The sequence below is a fragment of the Robertmurraya siralis genome (genome assembly GCF_005502275.1).
GTDB lineage: Bacteria > Bacillota > Bacilli > Bacillales > Cytobacillaceae > Robertmurraya > Robertmurraya siralis.
Genome location: NZ_SWLZ01000028.1, coordinates 1 through 23,371 on the forward strand (window position 1 = coordinate 1; position 23,371 = coordinate 23,371).

25 protein-coding genes and 1 pseudogene are annotated in these 23,371 nt (G+C 38.0%); 2 read left to right on the top strand and 24 right to left on the bottom strand.

The features are described from left to right. Nucleotides 1–308: 308 nt before the first annotated feature. A pseudogene (locus FCJ93_RS25995) lies at nucleotides 309–497 on the bottom strand (transposase); the annotation flags it as partial. 265 nt (nucleotides 498–762) lie between these two features. Then, a complete protein-coding gene (locus FCJ93_RS21510) occupies nucleotides 763–1,245 on the bottom strand; it encodes a GyrI-like domain-containing protein (RefSeq protein WP_095312871.1) in 483 nt (160 codons plus the stop codon). A 99-nt stretch (nucleotides 1,246–1,344) separates the two neighbouring features. On the opposite strand from FCJ93_RS21510, the gene FCJ93_RS21515 reads away from it, so the two are divergent. Next, on the top strand, nucleotides 1,345–2,277 hold the full coding sequence (locus tag FCJ93_RS21515; RefSeq protein WP_137744691.1) for a helix-turn-helix transcriptional regulator: 933 nt from the start codon (nucleotides 1,345–1,347) through the stop codon (nucleotides 2,275–2,277). Between the two features lie 131 nt (nucleotides 2,278–2,408). Here the strand turns inward: FCJ93_RS21515 and FCJ93_RS21520 are convergent, their stop codons facing one another. The 4 genes from FCJ93_RS21520 to FCJ93_RS21535 form a co-directional block, all read right to left on the bottom strand. Then, nucleotides 2,409–3,290, bottom strand: coding sequence for a sensor histidine kinase (locus FCJ93_RS21520; RefSeq protein ID WP_235879563.1), 882 nt, complete (start codon nucleotides 3,288–3,290; stop codon nucleotides 2,409–2,411). 188 nt (nucleotides 3,291–3,478) lie between these two features. Further along, nucleotides 3,479–4,159, bottom strand: a complete 681-nt coding sequence (locus tag FCJ93_RS21525; protein ID WP_137744692.1) for a response regulator transcription factor — start codon at nucleotides 4,157–4,159, stop codon at nucleotides 3,479–3,481. A 95-nt stretch (nucleotides 4,160–4,254) separates the two neighbouring features. Continuing rightward, nucleotides 4,255–5,058 carry an ABC transporter permease gene (locus tag FCJ93_RS21530; protein ID WP_137744693.1) on the bottom strand — a complete coding sequence of 268 codons (804 nt, stop codon included), beginning with the start codon at nucleotides 5,056–5,058 and terminating at the stop codon, nucleotides 4,255–4,257. Further along, nucleotides 5,055–6,059, bottom strand: a complete 1,005-nt coding sequence (locus FCJ93_RS21535) for an ATP-binding cassette domain-containing protein (RefSeq protein WP_408014809.1) — start codon at nucleotides 6,057–6,059, stop codon at nucleotides 5,055–5,057. The genes FCJ93_RS21530 and FCJ93_RS21535 overlap by 4 nt, the downstream gene beginning before the upstream one ends. 913 nt (nucleotides 6,060–6,972) lie before the next feature. Here FCJ93_RS21535 and FCJ93_RS25790 point away from each other — a divergent pair. Further along, nucleotides 6,973–7,665 carry an excalibur calcium-binding domain-containing protein gene (locus FCJ93_RS25790; RefSeq protein WP_137744694.1) on the top strand — a complete coding sequence of 231 codons (693 nt, stop codon included), beginning with the start codon at nucleotides 6,973–6,975 and terminating at the stop codon, nucleotides 7,663–7,665. Nucleotides 7,666–8,007: 342 nt separating this feature from the next. Here the strand turns inward: FCJ93_RS25790 and FCJ93_RS21545 are convergent, their stop codons facing one another. The 18 genes from FCJ93_RS21545 to FCJ93_RS21630 all read right to left on the bottom strand — a co-directional run bounded on the left by FCJ93_RS21545 (nucleotide 8,008) and on the right by FCJ93_RS21630 (nucleotide 23,290). After that, the gene (locus FCJ93_RS21545; RefSeq protein ID WP_137744695.1) at nucleotides 8,008–8,889 is read right to left on the bottom strand and encodes a hypothetical protein; all 882 of its coding nucleotides are present in this window, start codon (nucleotides 8,887–8,889) and stop codon (nucleotides 8,008–8,010) included. A gap of 333 nt (nucleotides 8,890–9,222) precedes the next feature. Then, nucleotides 9,223–9,690, bottom strand: a complete 468-nt coding sequence (locus FCJ93_RS21550) for a cupin domain-containing protein (RefSeq protein WP_095312885.1) — start codon at nucleotides 9,688–9,690, stop codon at nucleotides 9,223–9,225. A 15-nt stretch (nucleotides 9,691–9,705) separates the two neighbouring features. After that, nucleotides 9,706–10,800: an ethanolamine utilization protein EutH gene (gene eutH / locus FCJ93_RS21555; RefSeq protein ID WP_137744696.1), complete on the bottom strand. Its 1,095-nt coding sequence runs from the start codon at nucleotides 10,798–10,800 to the stop codon at nucleotides 9,706–9,708. Between the two features lie 139 nt (nucleotides 10,801–10,939). Continuing rightward, entirely contained in the window at nucleotides 10,940–11,206 is a 267-nt protein-coding gene (locus tag FCJ93_RS21560; protein WP_137744697.1) for a EutN/CcmL family microcompartment protein, read from the bottom strand. 1 nt (nucleotide 11,207) lies between these two features. Next, on the bottom strand, nucleotides 11,208–11,849 hold the full coding sequence (locus FCJ93_RS21565; RefSeq protein WP_137744698.1) for a hypothetical protein: 642 nt from the start codon (nucleotides 11,847–11,849) through the stop codon (nucleotides 11,208–11,210). A 5-nt stretch (nucleotides 11,850–11,854) separates the two neighbouring features. After that, entirely contained in the window at nucleotides 11,855–12,484 is a 630-nt protein-coding gene (gene eutD, locus FCJ93_RS21570; RefSeq protein ID WP_095312985.1) for an ethanolamine utilization phosphate acetyltransferase EutD, read from the bottom strand. 23 nt (nucleotides 12,485–12,507) lie between these two features. Then, nucleotides 12,508–13,269 carry a cobalamin adenosyltransferase gene (locus FCJ93_RS21575; protein WP_137744699.1) on the bottom strand — a complete coding sequence of 254 codons (762 nt, stop codon included), beginning with the start codon at nucleotides 13,267–13,269 and terminating at the stop codon, nucleotides 12,508–12,510. Nucleotides 13,270–13,376: 107 nt separating this feature from the next. After that, on the bottom strand, nucleotides 13,377–13,661 hold the full coding sequence (gene pduA / locus FCJ93_RS21580; protein WP_095312896.1) for a propanediol utilization microcompartment protein PduA: 285 nt from the start codon (nucleotides 13,659–13,661) through the stop codon (nucleotides 13,377–13,379). An 86-nt stretch (nucleotides 13,662–13,747) separates the two neighbouring features. Further along, a complete protein-coding gene (locus FCJ93_RS21585; RefSeq protein WP_137744700.1) occupies nucleotides 13,748–15,205 on the bottom strand; it encodes an acetaldehyde dehydrogenase (acetylating) in 1,458 nt (485 codons plus the stop codon). Further along, on the bottom strand, nucleotides 15,202–15,783 hold the full coding sequence (locus FCJ93_RS25795; RefSeq protein ID WP_137744701.1) for a BMC domain-containing protein: 582 nt from the start codon (nucleotides 15,781–15,783) through the stop codon (nucleotides 15,202–15,204). Before FCJ93_RS25795 ends, FCJ93_RS21585 begins: the two co-directional genes overlap by 4 nt. Nucleotides 15,784–15,796: 13 nt before the next feature. After that, nucleotides 15,797–16,450 (bottom strand): ethanolamine utilization microcompartment protein EutL, encoded by a 654-nt coding sequence (eutL, locus tag FCJ93_RS21595; protein ID WP_095312902.1) that lies wholly within the window; start codon nucleotides 16,448–16,450, stop codon nucleotides 15,797–15,799. Nucleotides 16,451–16,471: 21 nt separating this feature from the next. Next, nucleotides 16,472–17,368 carry an ethanolamine ammonia-lyase subunit EutC gene (gene eutC / locus FCJ93_RS21600; protein WP_137744702.1) on the bottom strand — a complete coding sequence of 299 codons (897 nt, stop codon included), beginning with the start codon at nucleotides 17,366–17,368 and terminating at the stop codon, nucleotides 16,472–16,474. A 16-nt stretch (nucleotides 17,369–17,384) separates the two neighbouring features. Next, complete coding sequence (locus FCJ93_RS21605; protein ID WP_095312905.1) at nucleotides 17,385–18,752, bottom strand: ethanolamine ammonia-lyase subunit EutB; 1,368 nt, start codon at nucleotides 18,750–18,752, stop codon at nucleotides 17,385–17,387. 24 nt (nucleotides 18,753–18,776) lie between these two features. Continuing rightward, nucleotides 18,777–20,207, bottom strand: a complete 1,431-nt coding sequence (gene eutA, locus FCJ93_RS21610; protein WP_137744703.1) for an ethanolamine ammonia-lyase reactivating factor EutA — start codon at nucleotides 20,205–20,207, stop codon at nucleotides 18,777–18,779. Nucleotides 20,208–20,521: 314 nt separating this feature from the next. Then, nucleotides 20,522–21,907, bottom strand: a complete 1,386-nt coding sequence (locus FCJ93_RS21615; protein WP_137744704.1) for a sensor histidine kinase — start codon at nucleotides 21,905–21,907, stop codon at nucleotides 20,522–20,524. Beyond that, on the bottom strand, nucleotides 21,900–22,472 hold the full coding sequence (locus tag FCJ93_RS21620; protein ID WP_137744705.1) for an ANTAR domain-containing response regulator: 573 nt from the start codon (nucleotides 22,470–22,472) through the stop codon (nucleotides 21,900–21,902). Before FCJ93_RS21620 ends, FCJ93_RS21615 begins: the two co-directional genes overlap by 8 nt. 26 nt (nucleotides 22,473–22,498) lie before the next feature. Then, nucleotides 22,499–22,936 carry a EutP/PduV family microcompartment system protein gene (locus FCJ93_RS21625; protein WP_095312988.1) on the bottom strand — a complete coding sequence of 146 codons (438 nt, stop codon included), beginning with the start codon at nucleotides 22,934–22,936 and terminating at the stop codon, nucleotides 22,499–22,501. Nucleotides 22,937–22,945: 9 nt separating this feature from the next. Then, nucleotides 22,946–23,290: a BMC domain-containing protein gene (locus FCJ93_RS21630; RefSeq protein WP_137744721.1), complete on the bottom strand. Its 345-nt coding sequence runs from the start codon at nucleotides 23,288–23,290 to the stop codon at nucleotides 22,946–22,948. Nucleotides 23,291–23,371 lie beyond the last annotated feature (81 nt).

Sequence of the window (23,371 nt, forward strand, 5' to 3'; positions counted from 1 at the left end):
AGGAGAGAAAAATCGGAAGAAATAAAGAAATTCTTTAGAATTAGTGAGTGAATGTGGTGCAGAAGGGAAACCCTTTCAGTTGGCCTTTAAGGCCAAGGCCGGTAAGAGAGGCTTTCAGCCGAAGAGCAAACCACCAGTTCACACTGGTGGTTTTGATTTTTCCCTGCAAATTTGCACGTCCACCCCTGATAAAATACATCGCTTATTCGGACTGTTCCTGTACTCGGTTTGGTTTTTTCGGTCGATTACATTTCGTATTCGGACTAAATCTCTACTCAGTTCGGGTTTTGCCGTCGAATTCGTTCCTTATATCCTGTACACCAAAATCTCCGCTTTTCCTTATCTATATTTTAAAATTGCATGACGAGCAAATAGCATTCAGCTACTTTTTCCTTTTACATATCCCACAAACTGAGATACACTTATTTTTCGGGTATACTCACTAGTATATGTGCGTGATCCTTACATGCTATTGCTTTTATAATTTCAACACCCTTTTCTCGTATACTTCTCCATAAATGACTTGTCTTTACCAAATACCTTCATAAACTAATCTATATCACTTAACATTAATCAAAATAAAAATTTATTCACTTCCGAAAATATAAAAAGTCTAATAGCTCTGTATTTTTAACAAGGTACTAGACAAATAGGCTACAATAATCGCGCCATCTTCTTATTTTGTTATTAAAAAGAGACACCATCCTACTTGGATTAGCGTCTCTTTTGCTAAACAAATCAAGCTTTTAAATTTTAACCCCGTTATTTAGCTTTAACCGGAACCCATAATTCTACTTCGGAATCAAGTGGATTTCCATTTAGTAAAATTTCAACAATGGCTTCTCCATGAAGTTCATATGGAAATTCTTTGTTAAGAATTTCGTTAAATGCTTGATCTTCAAGTCTATCAAAAGCCAATCGAGATAGACCTCCTTTTCCTGAAAGAACAAGATAGTCTCCTTCTTTAAACAAAACCTCCTCTGTATCAGCTTTTACTGGTTGTGATGTTAATACACCAGCATAGTAAAAAGTGTTTTTTCCATCCGATTTTACTACAGCATAGCCATTTTTACTCTCAGAAATAGGCTGAAGAGATGCCATCTTTCCACTTTGAACCACACTCTTGAAGAATTCCGTTTTTTGATCAGAAAATTCGTCCGAGTGAATGAATGATGCTCCCTCTAGTTTTGTCTTAAATCCTACGAAACGAAATGAAGCTTTTTTTTCGACTTTGAAATTGTTCACGAACAATTCCTCCCTCTAATGTATTTAATGACCGTTTTAATATAGCATTCCATTTATGACACCTGTTTGTCATAATTAATAATGAGGTGATTTTTTTTTATGAAAATAGAACGTCTTATCGCGATTATTATGATTCTTTTAGAAAGAGATAATGTCCCTACAAGTGAGCTTGCTGAAAAACTGGAGGTAAGTAGGAGAACCATATTTAGAGACATTGATACTTTAAATTTGGCAGGATTGCCAATTGTGGTAACTAGGGGTTCGAACGGTGGTGTGAGCTTGATGAATTCCTATAAAGTTGATAGAAAGCTATTTACTCCTAAAGATGTCCATAAAATAATAACTAGCTTACAAAGTTATCAACAGTTACTGCAGAATAAAGAAATTTCTACTATTTTGACTAAACTGCACAGCATGAGTGAGAACAATGAAAACCTATCACACAATGTTCATTACGAACGCGTTTCAGTTGATTTAACGCTAAATGAAGGGAATCATTCATTACGAGATATACTCAGTAAAATTGAAGCAGCAATGTCTAATTTTCAATATCTAATATTTAATTACGTGGACAAAAATGGTCAAAATTCTCTTCGAAAAGTAGAGCCCTACCATATAGTATTCAAAGAAAGCAGCTGGTATTTACAAGCTTTTAGTATGGAAAGAGATGATTATAGAATATTCAAAGTGGCTAGGATGGGAAAAGTAACGATTTCGGATGAAACATTTAGCCCAAGAAAATTTGCACCAATACGCATGGATGGCTCAGACTGGATGGAAGAAAAAGTACCTGTGATGATAAAAATTGATAAATCTATTAGGGATAGAGTCATCGAGCGTTTCGGAGAAGAGTATATAGTTGAGAAAAAAGAAAGTGAATATATAGCGAAATATCCAATTGTAGATAATGAAGAAGGATACAATGTATTACTTAGGTTTGGAAACAAATGCGAAATCATTGAACCCGTTACGATTAGAGAAAAGTTCAAAAGATATTTGCGAGAAATAGCGCAACGATACGAAAATAATTAGGAAAAAACATTGTTTTTGATTAAATAAACAGTACTTTTATCCTTCTAGGGCTTGTCAAGAATGTGTAAATAAATATCTAGAATAACTTACACACTTTTCTTGACAAACCCAATTGGTAATTTTTTACTGTATTAAGTTATCATTAAAACCATCATTTCTGTTCCTTTTCCCTTTTCACTTTTAGCCGAAATTTTACTATTGTGTAATTCAAGAATTTTTTTGACGATAGAGAGGCCGAGACCATTGCCCCCTGCTTCCCTATTCCGAGATTTGTCCGCTTTATAAAAGCGTTCAAAAATATGTGTTAGTGCTTCCTTATCTATGCCAATTCCTGTATCTCTTATTACCACCGTAGCATGTCCTTGCTCTGAAAGAAATGCCTTTACGTCAATGGTGCCATTATGAGGGGTGAATTTTATACTATTATGAATTAGGTTGGTCCAAACCTGTTCCATCATATCCTCATCGGCAGTAACGGTTATATTATCAAGCGAGATGTCCATATTAATCATTTTTTCCGACCATTGTGGTTCATTTGCTAGAATAATTCGTCGAAGTTGATGATCTAATCGGTATTTTCGTTTTTCTAATTGGACATGTTTTGCTTCTAATGAAGTCAGCTTTAATAAATTCTCACTCAGCTTAGACAGTCTTACACTTTCCTTCTCAATAATTTTCAGATAATGATCTCTTTCTTCCTTTGTCAAATGATCATTTCTTAGTGTATGTGCAAAACCTCTAATCGAAGTTAAAGGTGACTGAATTTCATGCGATACATTGGAAATAAACTCCTGGCGTATTTCTTCCATTTCTCCTAATTTGTCTGCCATATGACTTATATTATGAATAATTTTATAGTAAGGATGATCTTCATTATTAAAGTCACCAAATTGTTTTTCATAAAACGAAAGATCAATATTGAAATTACCTTGAGCCATCATTTTCATCGCATGAATCAGTGGTAATACGAATTGCTCTTGCCTTGCTTTTATCAAAGGAATTCTACTCACCATAAAGATCAACCCTAAAAAAATGAAAAATCCTAAAGAAGATATGATCAGCTGTCTGGTTAGGTCATGAAGAGTAACCTGTAACAAAGTGCATACCCACTCTGTTATCCAATACGCGCACAGCCAACACAAAGGGAGCAGAAGGATGACCCCCATTATACTTATTACCCTTAGCAATTTTTTAGACCAGCTCACTTATTTTCCTCCAGTCGGTAACCTAATCCTCTAATAGTCGTAATCTTAAAAGGGCACGCCTCATGGGAGAACCGTTGCCTTAGGCGTTTAATATGAACATCAACGGTTCTTTCATCACCTTCATAGTCAAAACCCCATATATCTTCAATCAATTGTTCTCTTGAAAGTATTTTCCTTTGATGTGTTGCAAGCTTAAACAATAGCTCAAATTCTTTTAAAGGTAAGGTCACTTCTTCGTTTCCTACTGAGACTTTATGCGAATCACGATCAATGACAATATTTCCAATCTCTATTTTATTTAAAATACTAATTTGGTACCGTTTGAGAAGCGCCTTAACCCTAACCACAAGTTCAGCCGGAGCAAAAGGTTTGACTAAATAATCATCTGCTCCTATATTAAAACCTTTTACTTTTTGCGTTGTTTCTCCTTTGGCAGTTAGCATCAAAATGGGAAGCGTATCAGAATAATAAGATCTTACCTCTTTACAAAACTCCCATCCGTCCATATTTGGCATCATAATATCAAGGATAACCAAATCAATATTATTTTTCTCGAGAATAGAAAGTGCTTTTTCTCCATCTTCTGCTTCTACGATGGTTATACCTTCTTTCACAAGAATAGCACGTAATAATTCTCGGATATGTGGATCATCATCAACTACAACTATTTTTGCCATCTTACTCATTCCTTTTCATTTTCTCTAACTATCTAACCTCAGAAGTTACGGACTGATGAATAATGGTATCTTATCACTTATAATTAATGATTACATTATGCGCGTTTCATGTAGGCTCGTACTGTAAGTGGTGCAAAAATTGCTACGATAACTGCTGCTCCTATAAGAGAGATAGCAAAATCCCATCCTACTATACCAGAATTAGTTAACTCTCTTATTGCTGTAACTAGATGTGAAACGGGATTGATGTTTGAGAACCATTCCAATAGCTTCGGTAACGTTTCTGCAGGCACAAATGCATTAGACAAAAATGTTAAAGGAAATAGTACAATCATTGACATCCCTTGTACACTTGAAGCTGTGCGGGCAATAACACCTAAGAACGCAAAAATCCAACTAACTGCCCAAGCACAAACAATAACAAGTAATCCTGCAAGCAGAAGAAATGAGAATCCACCTTCAGGCCGATATCCCATTATATATCCCATCGTAAAAGTAAGTGTTGTAGCAATGGTAAAACGTACTGTATCAGCCAACAAAGAACCAGCTAATGGAGCAATCCGTGCGATTGGCAATGACTTAAATCGATCAAAAACCCCTTTATCCATATCCTCACGTAGCTGTACACCCGTCACTACAGATGTCGTAATAACAGTTTGGACTAGGATGCCCGGAATAATAATAGGTAAATAGTTACTGACATTCCCAGCAATAGCCCCACCAAAAATATACGTAAACATCAGTGTGAACAAAATAGGCTGTAATGTTACATCAATTAATTGTTCTGGTGTTCGTTTAATTTTAATTAAACCTCTATATGCCATTGTAAATGAATTTCTTACAGACTGACGAAAACTACTTCTTTGTCGATTGAGTGCATTAGTACTTGTGTTGCTCATGCTGATACCTCCTGACTGTCTTTATTGTCGGAACCAACATTTGTTTGACCAGTAATGGATAAGAAGACCTCATCTAGTGTTGGTTTTTGCACACTGAATTCCTCTAACGGAATATCTGCTTCCCTAAAAGCTAAGAGTAAATCTGTCATTCTATTAGCATCTTTCATTGGTGCTATAATCTTACCACCTTCCATTGATACGGTGGACTGGACATTGAGTACTTTTTCTACTAGTGAAAGTGCACGCTGCTTATCATTATCATTTTTCATACTCAAATGTAAGGAAGAAGACCCTACGGATTGTTTTACCTCATTTACGGTACCTTCTGCGACCACTTGACCACGATCAATAACAGCGATCCTGTCTGCTAATTCATCTGCCTCTTGTAGATACTGTGTTGTCAGTAACACGGTAGATCCCCCATTCACTAAGCGACGAATCGTCTCCCACATTTGATTACGGGTTCTTGGATCTAATCCAGTAGTAGGTTCATCCAAGAAGATCAGCGGAGGCTGAGAAATAAGGCTAGCTGCTAAGTCTAGCCTGCGACGCATTCCACCGGAGAAATGTTTTAATGGACGTTTCGCTGCCTCTGTTAGACCAAATTCCTCTAATAATTCTACTGCCTTGTTTTTTGCCTCTTTACGCCCCAAACCTAATAACCGTGAAAAGATAATTAAATTTTCAGTAGCACTAAGAGACTCATCCACAGAGGCATATTGCCCTGTCACGCCAATTAACTGGCGAACAAGGTGCGGATCCTTTTCCACATCATATCCAAAGATTTTTGCCGTACCTCCATCTAGTTTTAATAAGGTCGCTAGCATTCTGATACTAGTCGTTTTCCCCGCCCCATTTGGCCCCAACACGCCATAGATCATCCCTTTAGGGACACGCAAATCGACTCCATCAACTGCTTTATGGTCTCCAAATTGTTTAATTAAACCCTTTGCCTGCACAGCATACTCGCTATTTTCAATTATTTTAATTTTGCTCATCATATCATTCATATACATTCACCCTTTCAATATTATCTAGGTGTATATTAAATCTACATTATGAACGGAGTGTGAACTTTTATTTAGGAGGTTACAGAAATTACGTTCATAAAAAAAGAAGCATCTCTGTGCTTCGTTTTTTATACGTTATATATGGTAAGCTCACAATATTTACAACCTATATGTAAATACTGAAGCTGCAAATCTTATTTCGAATCCTCAGCCTGCTGATTATCATTCCCATGCTATTTTATCTAAACGGAAACCGATAACGTCAAAGGAAATTAGATCTTAAGAACTGTAAATAAATATTAAATAGCATTTGAGGCTTTTGAAGGATTTAGTCTGTTTAACCCATATATATAGAAAATATTATCTAAAAAATAAATATTGATAATGACATTTTTATTTGAGTTCGTCCAATCTCCTTTTCGTATTCTAAAAACTATATATGAATCCATCCAATAAAATGATCTAAGCAGTAAAAATGTTTATTTAATTTCATTAATTAGTCTGATATCTATGGCAATATCTAAACCGCATATACTTGTGGCAAGGTTCCCCACTATTAATGCTAAACTGCATCCTTAACAATCTTTCCCGATTATAGTATAAGAAACAATCTTATTCGGACTGAACCTCTACTCGATTCGAGTTTTCCCATCGAGTGCGTCCCTTGGTTGACATTTTTTGAAAGAAAGCAGCTCTAGACTTGATCGTTCTCAGCGTGCATCATCCTCAACCGGCTTTTAAATAAGAGATTTGTGAACCAAGAATCGTTTGGGCAACATTATTAATTAACAAAGCTAAAGCTTGTATTTAATTGCGATTGACACGTTTATACTATAATGTATAATTTTACTATAAACATAGTGAATTTATACTAAATAATAATCTCGATTGGAGGAGGTACAATATGGCAGTAATCGCAACGATCGGTTCTCTACTATTTTTCTTTTCATTGCTTTATTTATTCATTCATTTTCTCCGTAAACTCAAAAATCGTAATAAACAGCTTTCCAAAAAGACATTCTATCCAGCGTTTATCGGCGGCTTGCTTCTCTTTATTATCGGTACATCCAGCGTAGACAACGAGACCCAAGAACAGCTTGCAGAAGCACAGGAAGCAAACAAGGCACTTCTTGCGGAGAATCAGGAACTTAAAGATACGATAAAAGAATATAAGGCAAATATTAAAGATTTAGCTGGAACAAACGAAAAATTAAATAACGATTTTCAGGAGCTCGCCTCCAAGGCTGAGGCTGCCGAGAAAGCAGAACTAGAAAAAGAGAATCTAACTCAAAAAATTGCCGAGCTTGAGGAAAAAAATAAATCTTTAGAAGACAAAATCACCTCTTTAAACGGACAATTAGCAAGTAAAACAACTACTACCGCTTCTACAGCTTCTTCACAATCAAAAAAAGCACCTAAGAACTCGTCTTCTAGCGGGAGTTCAAATCAAAAGACAACAACCACTGCAAATACAACAGAATATTTCGCGAACTGTACAGAATTAAGAAAAGTCTACCCTAACGGCGTTGCATCCGATCACCCCGCCTATCAGCCAAAAATGGATCGGGACAAAGACAATTGGGCCTGTGAAAGATAAAAAAGCCATTAATGAAAATTCCTTTTTGAGAAGCAGATTTTCATTTCCACTGTCTTCGCTTTCAAGAGCAGAGTGTCCTTGGTAAAGCAATCGATGTCGACAATCATAACAGTGTTAAACTTTAGAAGGTTTGCGTTAAAAGTAGGTGCCCTCATGAAATAAGTTCAACACTAAACGACTAAAAAGCTTTAGCTCTCAAACGAAGAGCTAAAGCTTTGTTATTCCCCGATATATCCTTCTAAAGTCCTGCGAACAGCATCTGGGCCTTCAACCTGTGCGGTTTAAAATAAGTAGTTGAAAACAGTGGAAAAATAATTTACACAATACGTTAACTAGATCCTATCATAAACCGTTATGTATTTTTTCTATACTATTATAGAAATTTACTAAATTGTTAAATAAAAAATCATTGTTCGTAAACTGACTCTTCTCCATTATTTCCTTCATTTCTGTGACAAGCTCATGAATATTGGCTGTGCTTGTCCCTTTAAACCGGTTCGTAATCGTTGTATTTTCCAACGCTGTCATACGACTGTTTTGCTCAGACAGGAATTGTTCTCTCCATTCAGGGTGAGCCTTTGCTTTTTGTGTAAATTGAATGAGAATACTGGCAAAATTAGTGCCCCCACCCTCCAATTCAGTTTGTAATTTCCCATACAATTCCGGATCAAACCTTTTCATTAAATCCTTAGTTGAAATATAATCACTTGGAGCACCAACGGGTCTTTGAGGTAGTTCAGCATATCTTGCAGTACCTGTTTTCGGATCAACCTCTCTTGTTTTTGATAGAGCAGCCAATAAATTCATTGTTTTCATAAACTCCGATGATTCCCCTTTAGACATATAATGCTCTGCCAAGTAATCAGCTTGTGACAAGCCCATTTCTAATAAAGCTGCCCTTTCCTCATCACTATAATCCATATTCGTTGGAAAAATATTAAACTCTATTATTTGATATACCGTCCGCTTTATTTCTTCACTTTTATTTTCTAATACTTTATCAAGAGAAGCATTAATTTCACTATTAAAGAAAAAGCGCGGGGTCGCGTGGTGAACCGCATCTTCCGGAAGTTCTCTCGTTGGCGTCACTGAACTAAGCTCCAACGAATCATAACGTACAAAATTGGTATCTTTGACTGTATACATTTGCGGCTTTTGATGGTGACCATTTCGAAGCTGTATATTTGGATAATGACTTGACCCAGATCTAGATTGGATTTCCATATTCCATCCTCCCCAATAAACATATTTTTCCTTTATATCGGAATATTTTAGTAGTTATTAAGGATATACAGCTTAACATGAGTAAAAAAAGGGTTACCATTATCTGAACCATTTATCATTATAAATAAAAAGAACCTTCCCACAAAAGTAAATTTGTAGAAAGATTCTTTTCCGTCATTTATTCATAAACGACCGTTTTGATTTTAAGCTGGAACACTCAAGCTGCGAGCTAACCATTTAAAATAGCAATATTAACTGGATATCACGTCAAAATTTGCGATTTTGTCTTTATTTCGAAGCCAGTTCTAAAGCTGTACGATCTCTAGACATATTTTATGCTTGATTAGCCCAATCAGCAGGAAAAGTCACATATAGAAATCTGGCAAAGCCTGAAACAGAAAATTGTATTTTACTCCTCTTAGGTATGAAGATTACTTCTCCTTGCGAAGCACTCATTTTTCTGCCATCGATTATAATATCCAACTGGCCTTCAATAACGTAGTCAATTTCATCATAATTTAATGTCCAATCAAACGTCGTATCTTTCATCTCCATTATTCCACAGCCTAATTTTGGGCTTTCATCCAAGGAAAACAGGTCTTTTGTATAAACGAAATCCTGATTATTACCTGTATTTAAACGATCTTTTTCAGATACTTTAACAGTTGGCACACGAACAGAAATAATCCCGCTTGGATCAGAGGTTTTATCTATTATAGAGTTCGTTTCATCACCGCCCAACTGCTCGGCGATCAGCTTTCTTACTAACTTTTCTAACGATGCTTTATCCAACGCTTGCAAACCGTTCACCTCCGTTTAATTTTTTTCAGGTTTTCCATACATACTGTTGGCAATAAAAGTGGCAAAGATGATGGCGGTGACGCCTCCCACTAATTTACCGACAATCATTGAAAAGATCATATCCTGAGCAACACCTGCCGCAAACCCTAAATGATCGCCGATTACGAAGGCAGCACACACCGAAAAGGCCACATTGATGATTTTCCCTCGATTGTCCATATCCTTCATCATCGCAAACATCGGAATATTATTTGCCAATGTCGCAACCATACCTGCTGCAGAAACTTCATTCATACCAAGGAATTTTCCCAACTTCATAAGAGGCTTATTAAAGAGCTTTACAATAACTTCTACCATGACATAAGCACCAGCTAATACAATGGCAATACTACCAACAATGGCAATCCCCTCTTCAATTGGAGCAGTACCCGGGATAAGTGTAAGCGGTGTTAGAGCATGAATAATTCCAATGGCCAATCCGAGTATTGCAACAATAACAACTCCATGTCCGAAGATCGTAAATCCTTTTATCATTTTTTCTGGAATCTTCCATAAACCGAGAGCCAATAAAACAGCTACTAAAATGATCGGAACTAGATTACTCAAAATCATTCCGATTGAAAACCCTGCTACCATTCCTCCGATAAAACAGCCAACTGGAATTGCAATCATTCCTGCCATTATCCCTGTAGCTAAAAACTTATGATCCTCTTTTCTGATGATCCCTAATGACACCGGGATGGAAAAAACAATCGTCGCCCCCATCATCGAGCCTAAAATAACGCCCGAAAAAAGGCCAGCCTCTTCCGTTCCTGCCATTTCAAGAGCTAATTGGTATCCTCCCATATCAATCGCTAGCAAACTAGTTGCAAACATGGCAGGATCTGCACCTAAAAACCCATAGATCGGGACAATGATCGGACTCAATACTTTAGCTAGCACCGGAGCGATAACAATAATTCCGACCATTCCTAATGTTAAGGAGCCCATTGCATTGATGCCCTCTTCAAATTTTTCTCCTAATCGCAGCTTGCCATTTAAACATTTATCAATAGCACCTATAACCATAAAAATAACCATTAAATAAACGATAATTTCATTTATTCCCATAATTGGATTCCCCCGATTTTTTGTTCGAGATTTTCCAGATGATGAACGAGATGGTACATATTCGCATCTGAAGTGATCGCCGGTTCAACTTCTTGGAGAAAGACCTCAAAATTTTTCTTCGATCGCAGCTCGTTTCTTATCATTCCTCATTTTCAATTTCGATAGAATCAACTACTCCTACAATGACTGCATCAACTGGAGTTTGGGAATTTTCGAGGGATGCTCTCGCTCCTCCACCTGTCGTCACTAACACTAAATCATTTACTCCAGCACCCGCATTATCAGCAGCAATAAACAGCTCATTATCATGACCATAAATAGGTTTGACGACAAGAAACTTCAGACCATTTAATTTCTCATCTTTCCTTGTTGCCCATAAACTACCAACTACTTTTCCAACCTTCATTTCATTTCCCACTTTCAATAATTTTTAAATGGTGGGTTCGAATAAAATCCTTTGCCAATGGCGTAATAATGCTATTTTTATCAATCATAATTTCTGTCGTACTTTGTAAATATAGCTTCTGCAAAGCCGCCTCTGTAACGAGCCTTTTCTTAAAAAAGTAAATTTCTTTTGCGGACGACTGCCCTTCATCCCTTTCAATCTCCATTTGTACATTCAAGCCCTCTTCTTCAAAAGAGATGCCAAATTTTTCGAGTTTCTCTTCATATTCGTTGTACATTTTGTATAATGGTGCCGGTGATGACTGCTTGTACGCATAATACTCAACACCTTTACGCAGAACAGCAACTTTCTTCCCTTTTAAAAGTGAAGTAAGAATAAATTCTTCTTCGCGAGTGCTGCTCACTCCATTAGCTAGATTTGCTAACATTTTGATGGATAAGCGAGGGATGATAATCCTCTCAAACTCGCTATCTTCCATGTCTTCGGCAAAGTACACGAGATTGTACTGTTCTTTAAGAGCTTCTTCTAGCTCCAATTCCTCTGTAGAAGAAACAACGCAAACCGTCGTCTTTATTTCTTCTTTGTTTTTTAGCTTTTTAACGATTTCTTCATACAATCGATCAACTAAATCATTCATTTCCATCATCATCACCCTTTAGGTTCTTTCTTAATGATGCGACCTAAAGTACCTTTATAAAATCCGCATGCATTCGCTTCATCATAATCAATATGAAGGACTGTACGATAACGATCGCTTACACGAACTAGCACATCATCAAAAATAAGCGGACGTTTCCCATAAACATGCACCTGTACCGTTTCCTGATCCTTAACATCAAATCGAACAGCATCTTCTGGACTCATATGAATATGCCTTTTCGCAACGATAAGCCCCTGCGGCACTTTTACTTCATTCCGTTCTGCCCTTATTGTAATGGCAGGGGTATTTTCGATCTTTCCACTTTCTCGAACTGGCACATTGATCCCGATCGATACAGCGTCAGTTAAAGAGATCTCAACTTGAGAATGCTTTCGTTCAGGTCCAAGAATAACTACATTTTCTAATTTCCCTTTCGGTCCAATGATCGTTACCCTTTCTCGACAAACAAATTGACCTGGCTGTGAAAGATCTTTCATCTTCGTTAGCTTATAATCTTCTCCAAATAACTGATTAACTGCTTCTCTATTTAAATGGATATGTCGGCCTGAAGCTTCAACTTCAATAAACCTTTCCATAACTCTATCAATGACAGTATCAACTAATCTTTCCATATTCATTTCGGTCAATCACAGCATCCTCCTTACGGGTTATACTGCCCTGCGTGATATTTAAGCATCATAATCCAGAATAAAGACGAAAGGCGATTTAAAGCTAAGATGATATCATTTCGTTTTGCCTCACCTGTCTCCTCTTTAAAGGCCTCGTACGCCGCTAGCTCTGTTTCACGCGTTGTACTTCGCAGTGTATTTAATCTCACCAAAACTTCACCCATCTTATAATCAGGAATCAAGTGGGCTATGCCATAATATTTCTGTGGGTTATGGGAGATTTCTCGCACTTCCGCTTCGTTCATATTCTGCAAGGAAAGCTCTAGCAGCTCTTCTTCCAGCACTTCACACCTTAAGATTTGCCGTACAAATTCCAATATCTCTTGCAAATCTGCCACTAATCTTTTGCACTTTAATGCATGAAACGAAGTTTGTGTCTCCAAGATTTTTGACTCTAACGAATCAAGCTTCCCTCTAAAAATAATTCGTTTATGATCCTTAAATACTAAAACATTGCCGTATAAAGACGTCATATGCTCTGGCTTTTCTTCCAAAACCCCTCCATAAAGGGTTGTATATTTATAGTGAGAGCTTCTTTGTACTTCCTCTCTCACTTCTATATTCATTTCAGAAGTATCCTCAATGTAGTTAAGTTGAATATGATGCTCACTCAAAAAACCTTTAGCTGAAGGGGTGACAATTGTCCCTTTAGGAACGTCAATCGTTTTAAAGGCTTTTAGATCTTGTCCTTTTAATCGCTTTCGTAATTCACTCTCCGTGAGTAGTCCAGCCAAATTTGTCACTTCCTTTTGAAAGGGGGCGAACCCTGATAGAAAAGCTTTTGGACGAATAATTAGGCTTTTTCACCTGAAATTTTTTCTACCGGATCAGCCCCTGCTTCTTACTCTTCTACATTTGGCAAAATAGCGGACACTTCCGTATGAGGACGTGGAATCACATGCACTGAGATGAGTTCCCCTACACGCTCTGCTGCTGCAGCCCCAGCATCTGTTGCTGCCTTTACAGCACCCACATCGCCACGAACCATAACTGTTACTAAACCTGCACCAATTTGTTCCTTGCCAATTAATGTTACATTCGCAGCCTTGACCATTGCATCCGCTGCCTCAATTGCTCCAACAAGACCTTTCGTTTCTACCATTCCTAATGCATTTGCGTTTGCCATTTTTATTTCCTCCTCTTTCAATTAAATTCATTTATTTAATAAAGATACGATTGCTAAATGATGCCTTTTGCAATCATCTCTTCTTCCTATTTCATTTCTTCTAGCACTTGCTTCAAAATTCTTTCGATAAGTTCCTTATGCGGATGATCATCGATTTTCTCAGGCTTCTTATCTCCGCGGATGTCTTCCAGTTCTTTGACACCCCACGCAACACGGCGAATATTAATTAAGTTTAATGGACCGATATTATCAGAGGTTGAACCGCCTCCAATCGCTCCACATCCTAAAGTAAGTGCTGGAACAAGACTTGTGGAAGCACCAATACCGCCGAGAGTAGCTGAAGTGTTGACCAATAACCGAGAAACTGGTTTCTTTAAAGCGAATTCCCTGATGACATCTTCGTTCTGTGAGTGAATAGCCATCGTATGGCCGACTCCTTCATTATGCAAAATTTCAATGCATCTTTCGCACGCTGCTTCCCAATCCTTTTCAGTATAAAAGGCTAGAATGGGAGCCAGCTTCTCTCGCGAATACGGTACATTCTTCCCGACCTTCGTCTCTTCTGCGATAAGCACTTTTGTGCCCTTTGGAATTGAAATCTGAGCTAAGTCAGCTATTTGTTCCGCTGTTTTGCCCACGATTGCCGGATTCATCGAACCATTATCTCTAAGGATGAATTTCTCAAGTTTTCTTCCCTCAGGGTAGGATAAGAAATAAGCATCCTGTTTCATAAATTCAGCCATTACTTCTTCACGAATGCATTCTTCAACTATGACAGACTGTTCAGATGCACAAATGACCCCATTATCAAAGGTCTTGGAATCGATAATTCTTTTGACAGCTAGTGGAATATCAGCACTTTTCTCAATGAATGCTGGACCATTCCCCGGTCCGACCCCTATCGCTGGAGTTCCTGAAGAATAGGCAGCTTTCACCATAGCCGAACCACCTGTTGCTAAAATCAAGGAAATTTGATCATGTTTCATCAATGTATCCGTTCCTTGAAGAGTCACATTTGAGATACAATTGATCGCATCTTCCGGACATCCAGCCTTCTCAGCAGCTTCCTTAATAATTCTCGTCGTTTCCAGTATGCAATTTAAGGCACTTGGGTGTGGTGAAAAAATAATCGCATTCCCCGCCTTAATGGAAATCAGCGCCTTATAAATGGCGGTTGATGTTGGATTAGTTGAAGGGATTAGGGCAGCAATCACACCAACCGGAACACCGATTTCTATTATCTTCTGGCTTGGGTCTTCTTTAATAATTCCCACTGTTTTTAAATTTTTAATAGAGTGATAAACAGCTTGAGAAGCAAAAGCATTTTTTATTACTTTATCTCTCCAATTGCCAAACCCAGTTTCCACAACTGCAAGCTTTGCTAATTTTTCTCGATTTTCGAAAGCTTCATCAGCGATCGCTTTGACAATAAGGTCAAGTTTTTCTTGGCTTAATTGCGCCAGCTTTTTCTGAGCTGCATTGGCTTTGACAATTAAATCTCGCGTTTCTTGAATAGACAGCAAATCTCTATCCTTGAGTTTCATTCACTTTCCTCCTCTCGATAATGGTCCGTTATTTTTTGTATTAAAAAATCTTTTCTACCATACTTAATATCTTTCGGACTGACATCTTTTAAATGAAATGAGCGAGCTAATTTTCGCAATTCTCCCACCGTTAGGCTTTCAAGCTCTTGTTCAGCGATAAAATCATTGGAAACCGGATTGCTGAGAGGACCTTTTTTCTGCTCCTCTTCATTTTGTTCAGCAGATATAGCAGCCTCCACGTCTATTACTTCCAGTTCGTCTTCCTTACGATTTGGTTGCGCTGTTTCATTAACACGCTTGAAGTTTGAATGCTTGAGCACATTCATTGTTTCTTCATGTACTCTTGGAATGACATGGGAAGAAATTAATAACGCAACCTTTTTTGCCGCTTCTCCTCCAGCGTCAACCGCTGCTTGCACGGCCGCTACGTCGCCTATGAGCTTCACGGTCACAAGACCACTGCTTATTTTCTCCATATTTAACAAAGTAACATTCGCCGCTTTTAAGGCAGCGTCTACAGCCTCAATCGCACCTACATACCCTTTAACCTCAATGAGCCCAAGAGAAGTTGTTTTCATTTTTTCTTAGCTCCTAATAATTTGTTGGATTTTCTGCAACAAATTGGACTGCTTCTGCAAATGCATCACACGCTGCTTTGCATGCAGATTGACTTCCTGTTAATAAGCCACCTCCAAAGTTAGTTTCTGATGGAGGTCCATAAAATGCTGCTATCGTAACATTGGCCGCTTTTAAGGCTGCATCTAAGCCATACATTGCCTCAAGTGGTGGCGCTATTAAGTATGCAAGCGCCTCCCCCTCTTTAATTCCGGCTACTTGAGATAAATAGGAGCCTGTTCTTGATACGCAATGGGCAAAATAGGGAATCGAATTGTCATCATTTGCACTGATGAAATGAGCGCCGTTTTCAATAAAGTCCACTGCTGCATTAAGACCGCTTCGCACTTCTGCCGGGCTTGGACCAGCCAAAATCCCAATTATTTCTCCAGCTAGTTTGGTGGAAGCATTGGCGCTTCCTGCATAAAGTGATTTTGCGTAGACAACCTCAACATCTGCCGCTTTCGTAGCTTCATCCAATGCAGTGTAAGTTACATCATCCGTATCAGCTGTGATGAGACCAAGACTTTTATGATATGGTTTCAATTCCAATTCTTTGGCCATATCAGGACTGATATTGGAGATGATTTTCACGCTTAAGATATTTGCTTGCAGTCTTTCGTTCTTCATCTATCTTCTCTCCTCCGTCCTCTACTTTTTCAAATCTATACCCGAAGCTTTTTTATCAAGCATCGTTTTAATCACTTCCGCTATATGAGCTCCTGCCTCCACAGGCGGGGTTCCACCTCTGTGAATATTTGAGATTACAGTTCTTCTCGCCTCCGGCATATCTACTGTCGGTTTATATGCGATGTAAGCACTCATCGATTCTGCAGTTACAAGTCCTGGTCGTTCCCCAACAAGTAAACAAACAACATCTGCATTTGTTTCCTCGCCAATCACATCCATTGCCGGCACCCGGCAATGTTTCACAAATAAAATAGCGTCAATCTCAATACCGTAAATTTTTAAACCTTGCTTAATCGCTGGAACAACATCTTCCATATTGGCTTCAATCGCCGCTGAGCTTAGTCCATCTCCAATCACAAGCTGAACTTTCGGTTTGCCACAGGCTTTTTTCATTTTCTCGACCATTTCTTTAGAGAACTCTCTTCCTAAATCTGGTCGTGTTAAATATTCATCTTTGTTTTTACAAAGAGTTTCAATTTGCACAAGTCCGTTCTTCTCAACAAAATCTGTTGGGACGTATGAAAAGACAGCGTCTTGTGCAGCAGCATGATCCGCTCTAAAGCGCAATGATGTAATGGTTTTGTAGCGAGGTCCCGAGCGCCACACTCCCAATCTTGCAGGAGTCATTTCTTTCATTTTTAAATAGCCCTCACGATTCATCGGCTCTGGTACTAGCAACTGTTTCTTCAAGTCAAATTCAGTAATGTCATCAATGCATCCAGTGTCGCATTCGTTCCCACCTTGTTCGTCTTTTAATGCAACAGCCGCATTCGCTGGTTTCTTTTCTTCTTCACTTCCGCCAACCATATCCCTTAAAATATTTTCAATATAGGCTTTAATTTCGTTTTCATTTACCATGATTTTTTCCTCCTTCCTATACTAAGAATGCTGATGCGTCTCCTGCTTTATAAGTTAGTTTTCCGTTCTGATCAATGAAGCCCATGTTCATCATCCACTGCTCAAATTCCTTTATCGGCTTTAGTCCTAGCAACTCTCTTAATGCTGCCGTATCATGGTAGCCTGTACATTGATAGTTCAGCATGACGTCATCTCCATGCGGGATTCCCATGAAATAGTTATTGCCGGCAGCAGATAAAAGCACCGCTAAGTTTTCAATATCATTTTGATCGGCTTTCATATGATTTGTATAACATGCATCACAGCCCATAGGAATTCCTGTTAATTTCCCCATAAAGTGATCCTCTAGACCTGCACGAACAACCTGCTTTGAATCGTATAAAAATTCTGGTCCAATAAATCCTACAACGGTATTAACAAGGAATGGATCGAATTTTTTAGCAAGTCCGTAGCAGCGAGCTTCCATTGTTAATTGGTCTACTCCGAGGTGTGCATTTGCCGAAAGCTCAGAACCTTGTCCGGTTTCAAAATACATAACATTCGGTCCATATGCCGTTCCTTCCTTTAAAGCTAATTGACGTGCTTCCTCCAATAATTCTGCGTTTATGCCAAATGCTGTATTCCCTTTTTCAGAACCAGCAATGGATTGGAAAATTAAATCAGTAGGAGCTCCTTTTCGTACAGCTTCCATTTGTGTCGTAACATGAGCGAGGACGCAAATTTGCGTTGGAATCTCCCATTTAAACTTAAACTCATCGAATCTCTTCAAAACTCTTGATACGCTTTCGACTGAATCATCTACTGGATTCAGGCCTATAACCGCATCCCCAACTCCGTACGTTAGCCCTTCCATAATAGAGGCGATAATCCCATCTGGATCATCTGTCGGATGGTTTGGCTGCAAACGGGCTGACAATGTTCCATCAAGCCCTATCGTAGTGTTAGCTGTGGCAGTAACTCTAATTTTTTTAGCGCCGTAAATTAAATCCAAATTAGACATCAATTTGGTCACTGCTGCCACCATCTCCGATGTTAGTCCTCTAGAAACACGTTTTATCATGGACTCTGTTGTGTTTTCATCTAAAATCCATTCACGGAGATCCTGAACCGTCCAGTTTTTAATTTCGCTATAAATTTTTTCATTAACCGAGTCCTGTATAATTCTCGTTACTTCATCCTGTTCATAGGGTACCGCTGGATTATTACGTAAATCAGCTAATGTTAAGTTTGAAACGACTACTTTAGCAGCGACTCTTTCCTCCGCTGACTCAGCGGCAATCTGAGCCAGCTTATCACCTGACTTTTCCTCATTTGCTTTCGCCATTACTTCATTAATTGTTTTAAACTGATAAGTTCTATTGAAAAGCTTCGTTTTTAAAATCACAGAAATCCTCCTCTCAAATCCTGTTTAATGAAATACTAATGTTTTAATCACGACCGGCAGCACTTTTCCGTCTGCTATTGGTTTCCCAATATCGATGTAGTCTCCGTTCTCTACCTTTATTCCGTCTAGACATATCACCTTTTCTTCATTACCTGTTTGGGAAAAGAGTGTTTGCCCTAGAACTTTCCCAATATCTTCTTCCGTAATGATAATAATCGGGGATTCTTTCGACATTAACTCTGCCAAGCCTAAAGCTAAGCCAGTCCCCAATTTTTCAATTTCTTTAAAAGTAGGGCTATGTTTGCCTCGCAAAGCAATAGCAACATGTTCTAGCCTTCCATCAACCTTAAACCATTCCAATTTCTCTTTTATTCTTTCACCGAACTCTTCTGGAGCCAGTCTCTCTTCATCGCTTGCCAATTTCAAAACAGGAATATTTTTGATTGGAAAAAAATCTCCCGTATACGTAATCGTGCTTCCACTGATCTCGGTTGTATGCGAGCCTGCTCCAACAACTGTTGCTCTAATCGTTTCATCCGGTCTGACTAATGTGAAATTTTCTAAAATACTCGATTGACGAATAGCTGTACCAAACAAAATCCCTATATCTCCATACAGAAACGGGTCTCCTTCATAATCGTTATAAATAGAGTCCGCAACACCTCCAGTAAAGGATATGCAATTTGCGTTTTGATTTCTTTTTAATCCTTTATGGGTAAGACATCTTTCGTAAAAAGGAGAATGAACCTCCATCCCTACACTTACCTTGACTAATTGAACCATTTCCTTAATTAAGGGAGCTAATTTATCCTCGGTTGCAGTATCTCCTAATCGGATAGACAGTTTTTTCATCTCAATAAGCTCTTGAATTTTTGGAGAGATGTATGTAATTTCTTTTGTCTGTCGATCAACTTTCACTAGTCTCCCTCCAAGGTCTAAACACCCTGTATCTACTACTTCTCCGTTATGGATGAAAGCTAGATTACTGGTCCCACCTCCAATATCAATGTTAATCACCGAAGTTGAGTGTTCTTGCGAATAGTTATGAACTCCCGCCCCCTTTGCTGCGATAATGCTTTCTAGATCAGGTCCGGCCGTAGCCACAACAAAATCGCCGGCAAAGCCACTTAATGCTCGTAACACCTCATTGGCATTCTCTCTTCTGGCAGTTTCCCCAGTAATAATCACTGCCCCTGTTTGAATTTCCTCCTTTTGTATTCCTGCAGCCACATATTGCTGTTCTACAAAACTCTCTATCTTTTCCATGTCAATTCTGTTATCTTCTAAAATCGGAGTGAAAATAATCGCACTTTTGTAAATGACCCGCTTATCAACAATCACGATCCTTGGTACAGTAAAATTGGATGCCATGTTTTCAATTGTGAGCATCGATAAGACTAATTGTGTAGTAGATGTGCCAATATCGATCCCCACACTTAACATGTTCTCACTCAATTTGCTCACCTCCCTTAATTCCAACTAAGAGCAACATTTTTTCAATTACATTTTTGCGCATCCCACACGGCTTGGCTGATAAGGAGACCGTCGTGCTGGCGCGCGAGACTAGAGGACCTTTTCAGCAAAGGAAAATTCCACATAAAATGAGGCAAAGGTTGTTTAATCAACAATATGGTTTATATAGAAAAAAGGCTTAAAGTTATAGCTGTTTCCAAATCGGAAATAGAACTTATAACCTTAAGCCTCTTTGCTTTCGGACTTCTGCCGCAACACTGCGTCATATATCAACATATTAACTTTTGAAATGTTAATTATACAGTAAACCTAAAGAAGACATCAGTACCCTTTTCTCTTTTTGTAATCCCTAATTTGCCCCGCAGCTTATCTCGTACGTAACTTTGAACAATTGAAAAACCAAGGCTTTTTTCTATTTCTTCTGTATATATAAAGCCTACACCATTATCTTGAACATTGATCGTTACAATCTCATTTTGTTTGTTAACATCTACAATAATTTCGCCTTTCTCCAATCCTTTAAAGGCATGATCATAACAATTTTGTACTAATTCGTTAACAATTAACGCAATGACAGTTGCTTTATCACTCTCGATTAAAAATTCCTCGTTAAATGTGAAAAACAGTTGAATTTCGTCACTTTCCGTATAGCTAGCTTGCAAATTTTTCAAGACGAAATCGATGACCTCTATTAAGTTGATCTCATCGCTCAATTGTTTTGACAATAATTCGTGTGTTGCCGCAATTGATAGGATTCGATTAAGACTGTCTTTTAAAATTTTTTTTGCCTCTTCACTTTCACTTCTCCTCGACTGTAGCCGAAGCATGGAGGCAATTGTTTGTAAATTATTCTTTATTCGATGATGAATTTCCCGAATAGCTACTGTCTTCATTGAAATTTCTGCATCTTTATCCTTTAACTGAGTAATGTCTTGCAAAATAATCGCTAATTTCCTTTCACCATTAGGTACCATCACTTTTTTCATTAAAAAATAAAAGTTTCCGATTTTTATCTCATGCTGAGTGTTATCCGCTTGTAAAAACTGTTCAAAGGTCATATCAATGAGCCTTAGCTCGTTAAAATGTTTTCCTTCATTTTCTTCTGTAAATCCTAGGCTGTGAAAAAGGATATCTGCTTTCACATTTTTTGTCAGAAGTTTTCCTGTATGATCAAAAATTAGAATGGCATCATCCAAGTAATCATTTAAATTTTTTATTAAAATTAATGTTGACGACATATCATAATTGGCTTTATGGTTCATGCTGAAATGCATAATATTATAACTTATGTCTCTTTCCATAATTAATGTGCCAATGACCTTTTCACGGTTAAAGATCGGGTAAATGTTTTGTGTTATGTAACGTCCTTCTTGAGTTTTTGCTTTAATATTCTTCGACACTTTTCCCGTTTGCAACGTTTGCCACACTCCAGGCTCATTGCCAATTTCAGCCCTTTGCCCGGTAGGAGAATGTTTATAGATAGATTTTATTCTTGGCTTAACATGATAGACAACGATTGCACCGTCTTTTTGCCGTGAGGGAATGTCGATAAAAATATCGCAGTCTAAAGAATCACCAACTACATCAATAGAATCGGCAACCTCTATTATTTTATTAATATCCTCTTTCGTTAGGCTGCTATATTTTTGACATAAAAAAGGGATGTTTGTTTTTCTATTCATACATAATCACAATTGTTCGAGCAATTTCTCCCATTGAACAACGGCGATTCATACTCAATTGCCTCAGCATATGATAAGCTTCATCTTCCGATATTTTCTTATCCTTCATTAGCAAGCCTTTCGCCATATCAACAACTTTTCGATCTTCAAGCTTTTTTGATATTTTCTCATAATCATTGCCTAGTTTATTGATTTCTTGACCTCTGGCAATCGCCACCTCAACCGTTGGAATAAACGATTTTTCGTCCAATGGCTTTACTAAATACCCCAGTGCTCCAACATCTTTGGCTTGCTGAATATAGTCAAGATCATTAAAGGCACTAAGCAGTAAAATACCGCCTGCAAGCTTATCATGTTTAATAATTTTACTAGCTTTTAGCCCGTCTAATACAGGCATTTTTATATCGATGATAACTAAATCAGGTACATAATTTCTACATACGTCAATTGCTTCAAAGCCATCTGAAGCCTCGCCTACAACATCGAAGCCTGCTTCACATAACAAATCACGAATGTCCATTCTTGTAATAGGTTCATCATCGACTATTACAATTTGACTTTTCATATCGCTTCTCCTTAATCAAAAATTATTTAAATGGTTCCTTGCAAATAATCTTTTAATTCTTTCATTCCTTCTTCTAAAGATATGGAAATAGGGAATATCCGATCTGCCCCTGCCAATTTTAAATACTTTTCAGAAAGGAGAATATCCTCTTTACTTTTTGCTAAATCAATTTTTGTAATGATTCCTATTACAGGCTTCGGAAAAACGGAGCCAAACGATGGAGGAAAATAGTTATACTCTTCCGTACAATCGTGCACAAGCCCAATAAAATCAGCGTCAGCCGCAGAGACAATTAACGCTTTATAATAAAAGCGATTCTCAATGTATTCTCCTGGGGTATCAATCGCATACTCAAAAGGAACGATAGCCTGTGTCTTTTTGTATTCAATGTTTTCACCATGTAGCTTCTGACATAGTGTTGTTTTCCCACTGCCTGTTTTGCCTATGAAAATAATCTTTTTCATCATAAAGCATTAAGTCCTTGTGATGGTTGGGATTGAGAATTTTAAGATCTCGGCTAGTCCACTTATGACCTCTTTTAATGCATGTTCAATTGAAGATACATCTCCCGTAATGACAACGGAGCCGCTGAAGCGATCGACAAATCCAATCTCAACGCTACCTGATTTTGTCGCAATATCAGCAGCGATAATAGAGGCTTCACTAGGTGTGATCGTTAATATTCCAATCGCATTCATACTTTGATTATTAAGGCCTAACTTTTTTTTCAAATCTGGAGTAGGATTTGCAATAATATGGGCTAAAGTGACTTGTTTCCCAGGAACATATTCCTGTATAACCCTTGCCCTTTCTTCCATGTTCATCCATCCGTTCTTCTATTTGATTTTGTCCAATAAATTAAGTATCCTCGATTCATTGGATTGAAAAAAGGAGCCTTT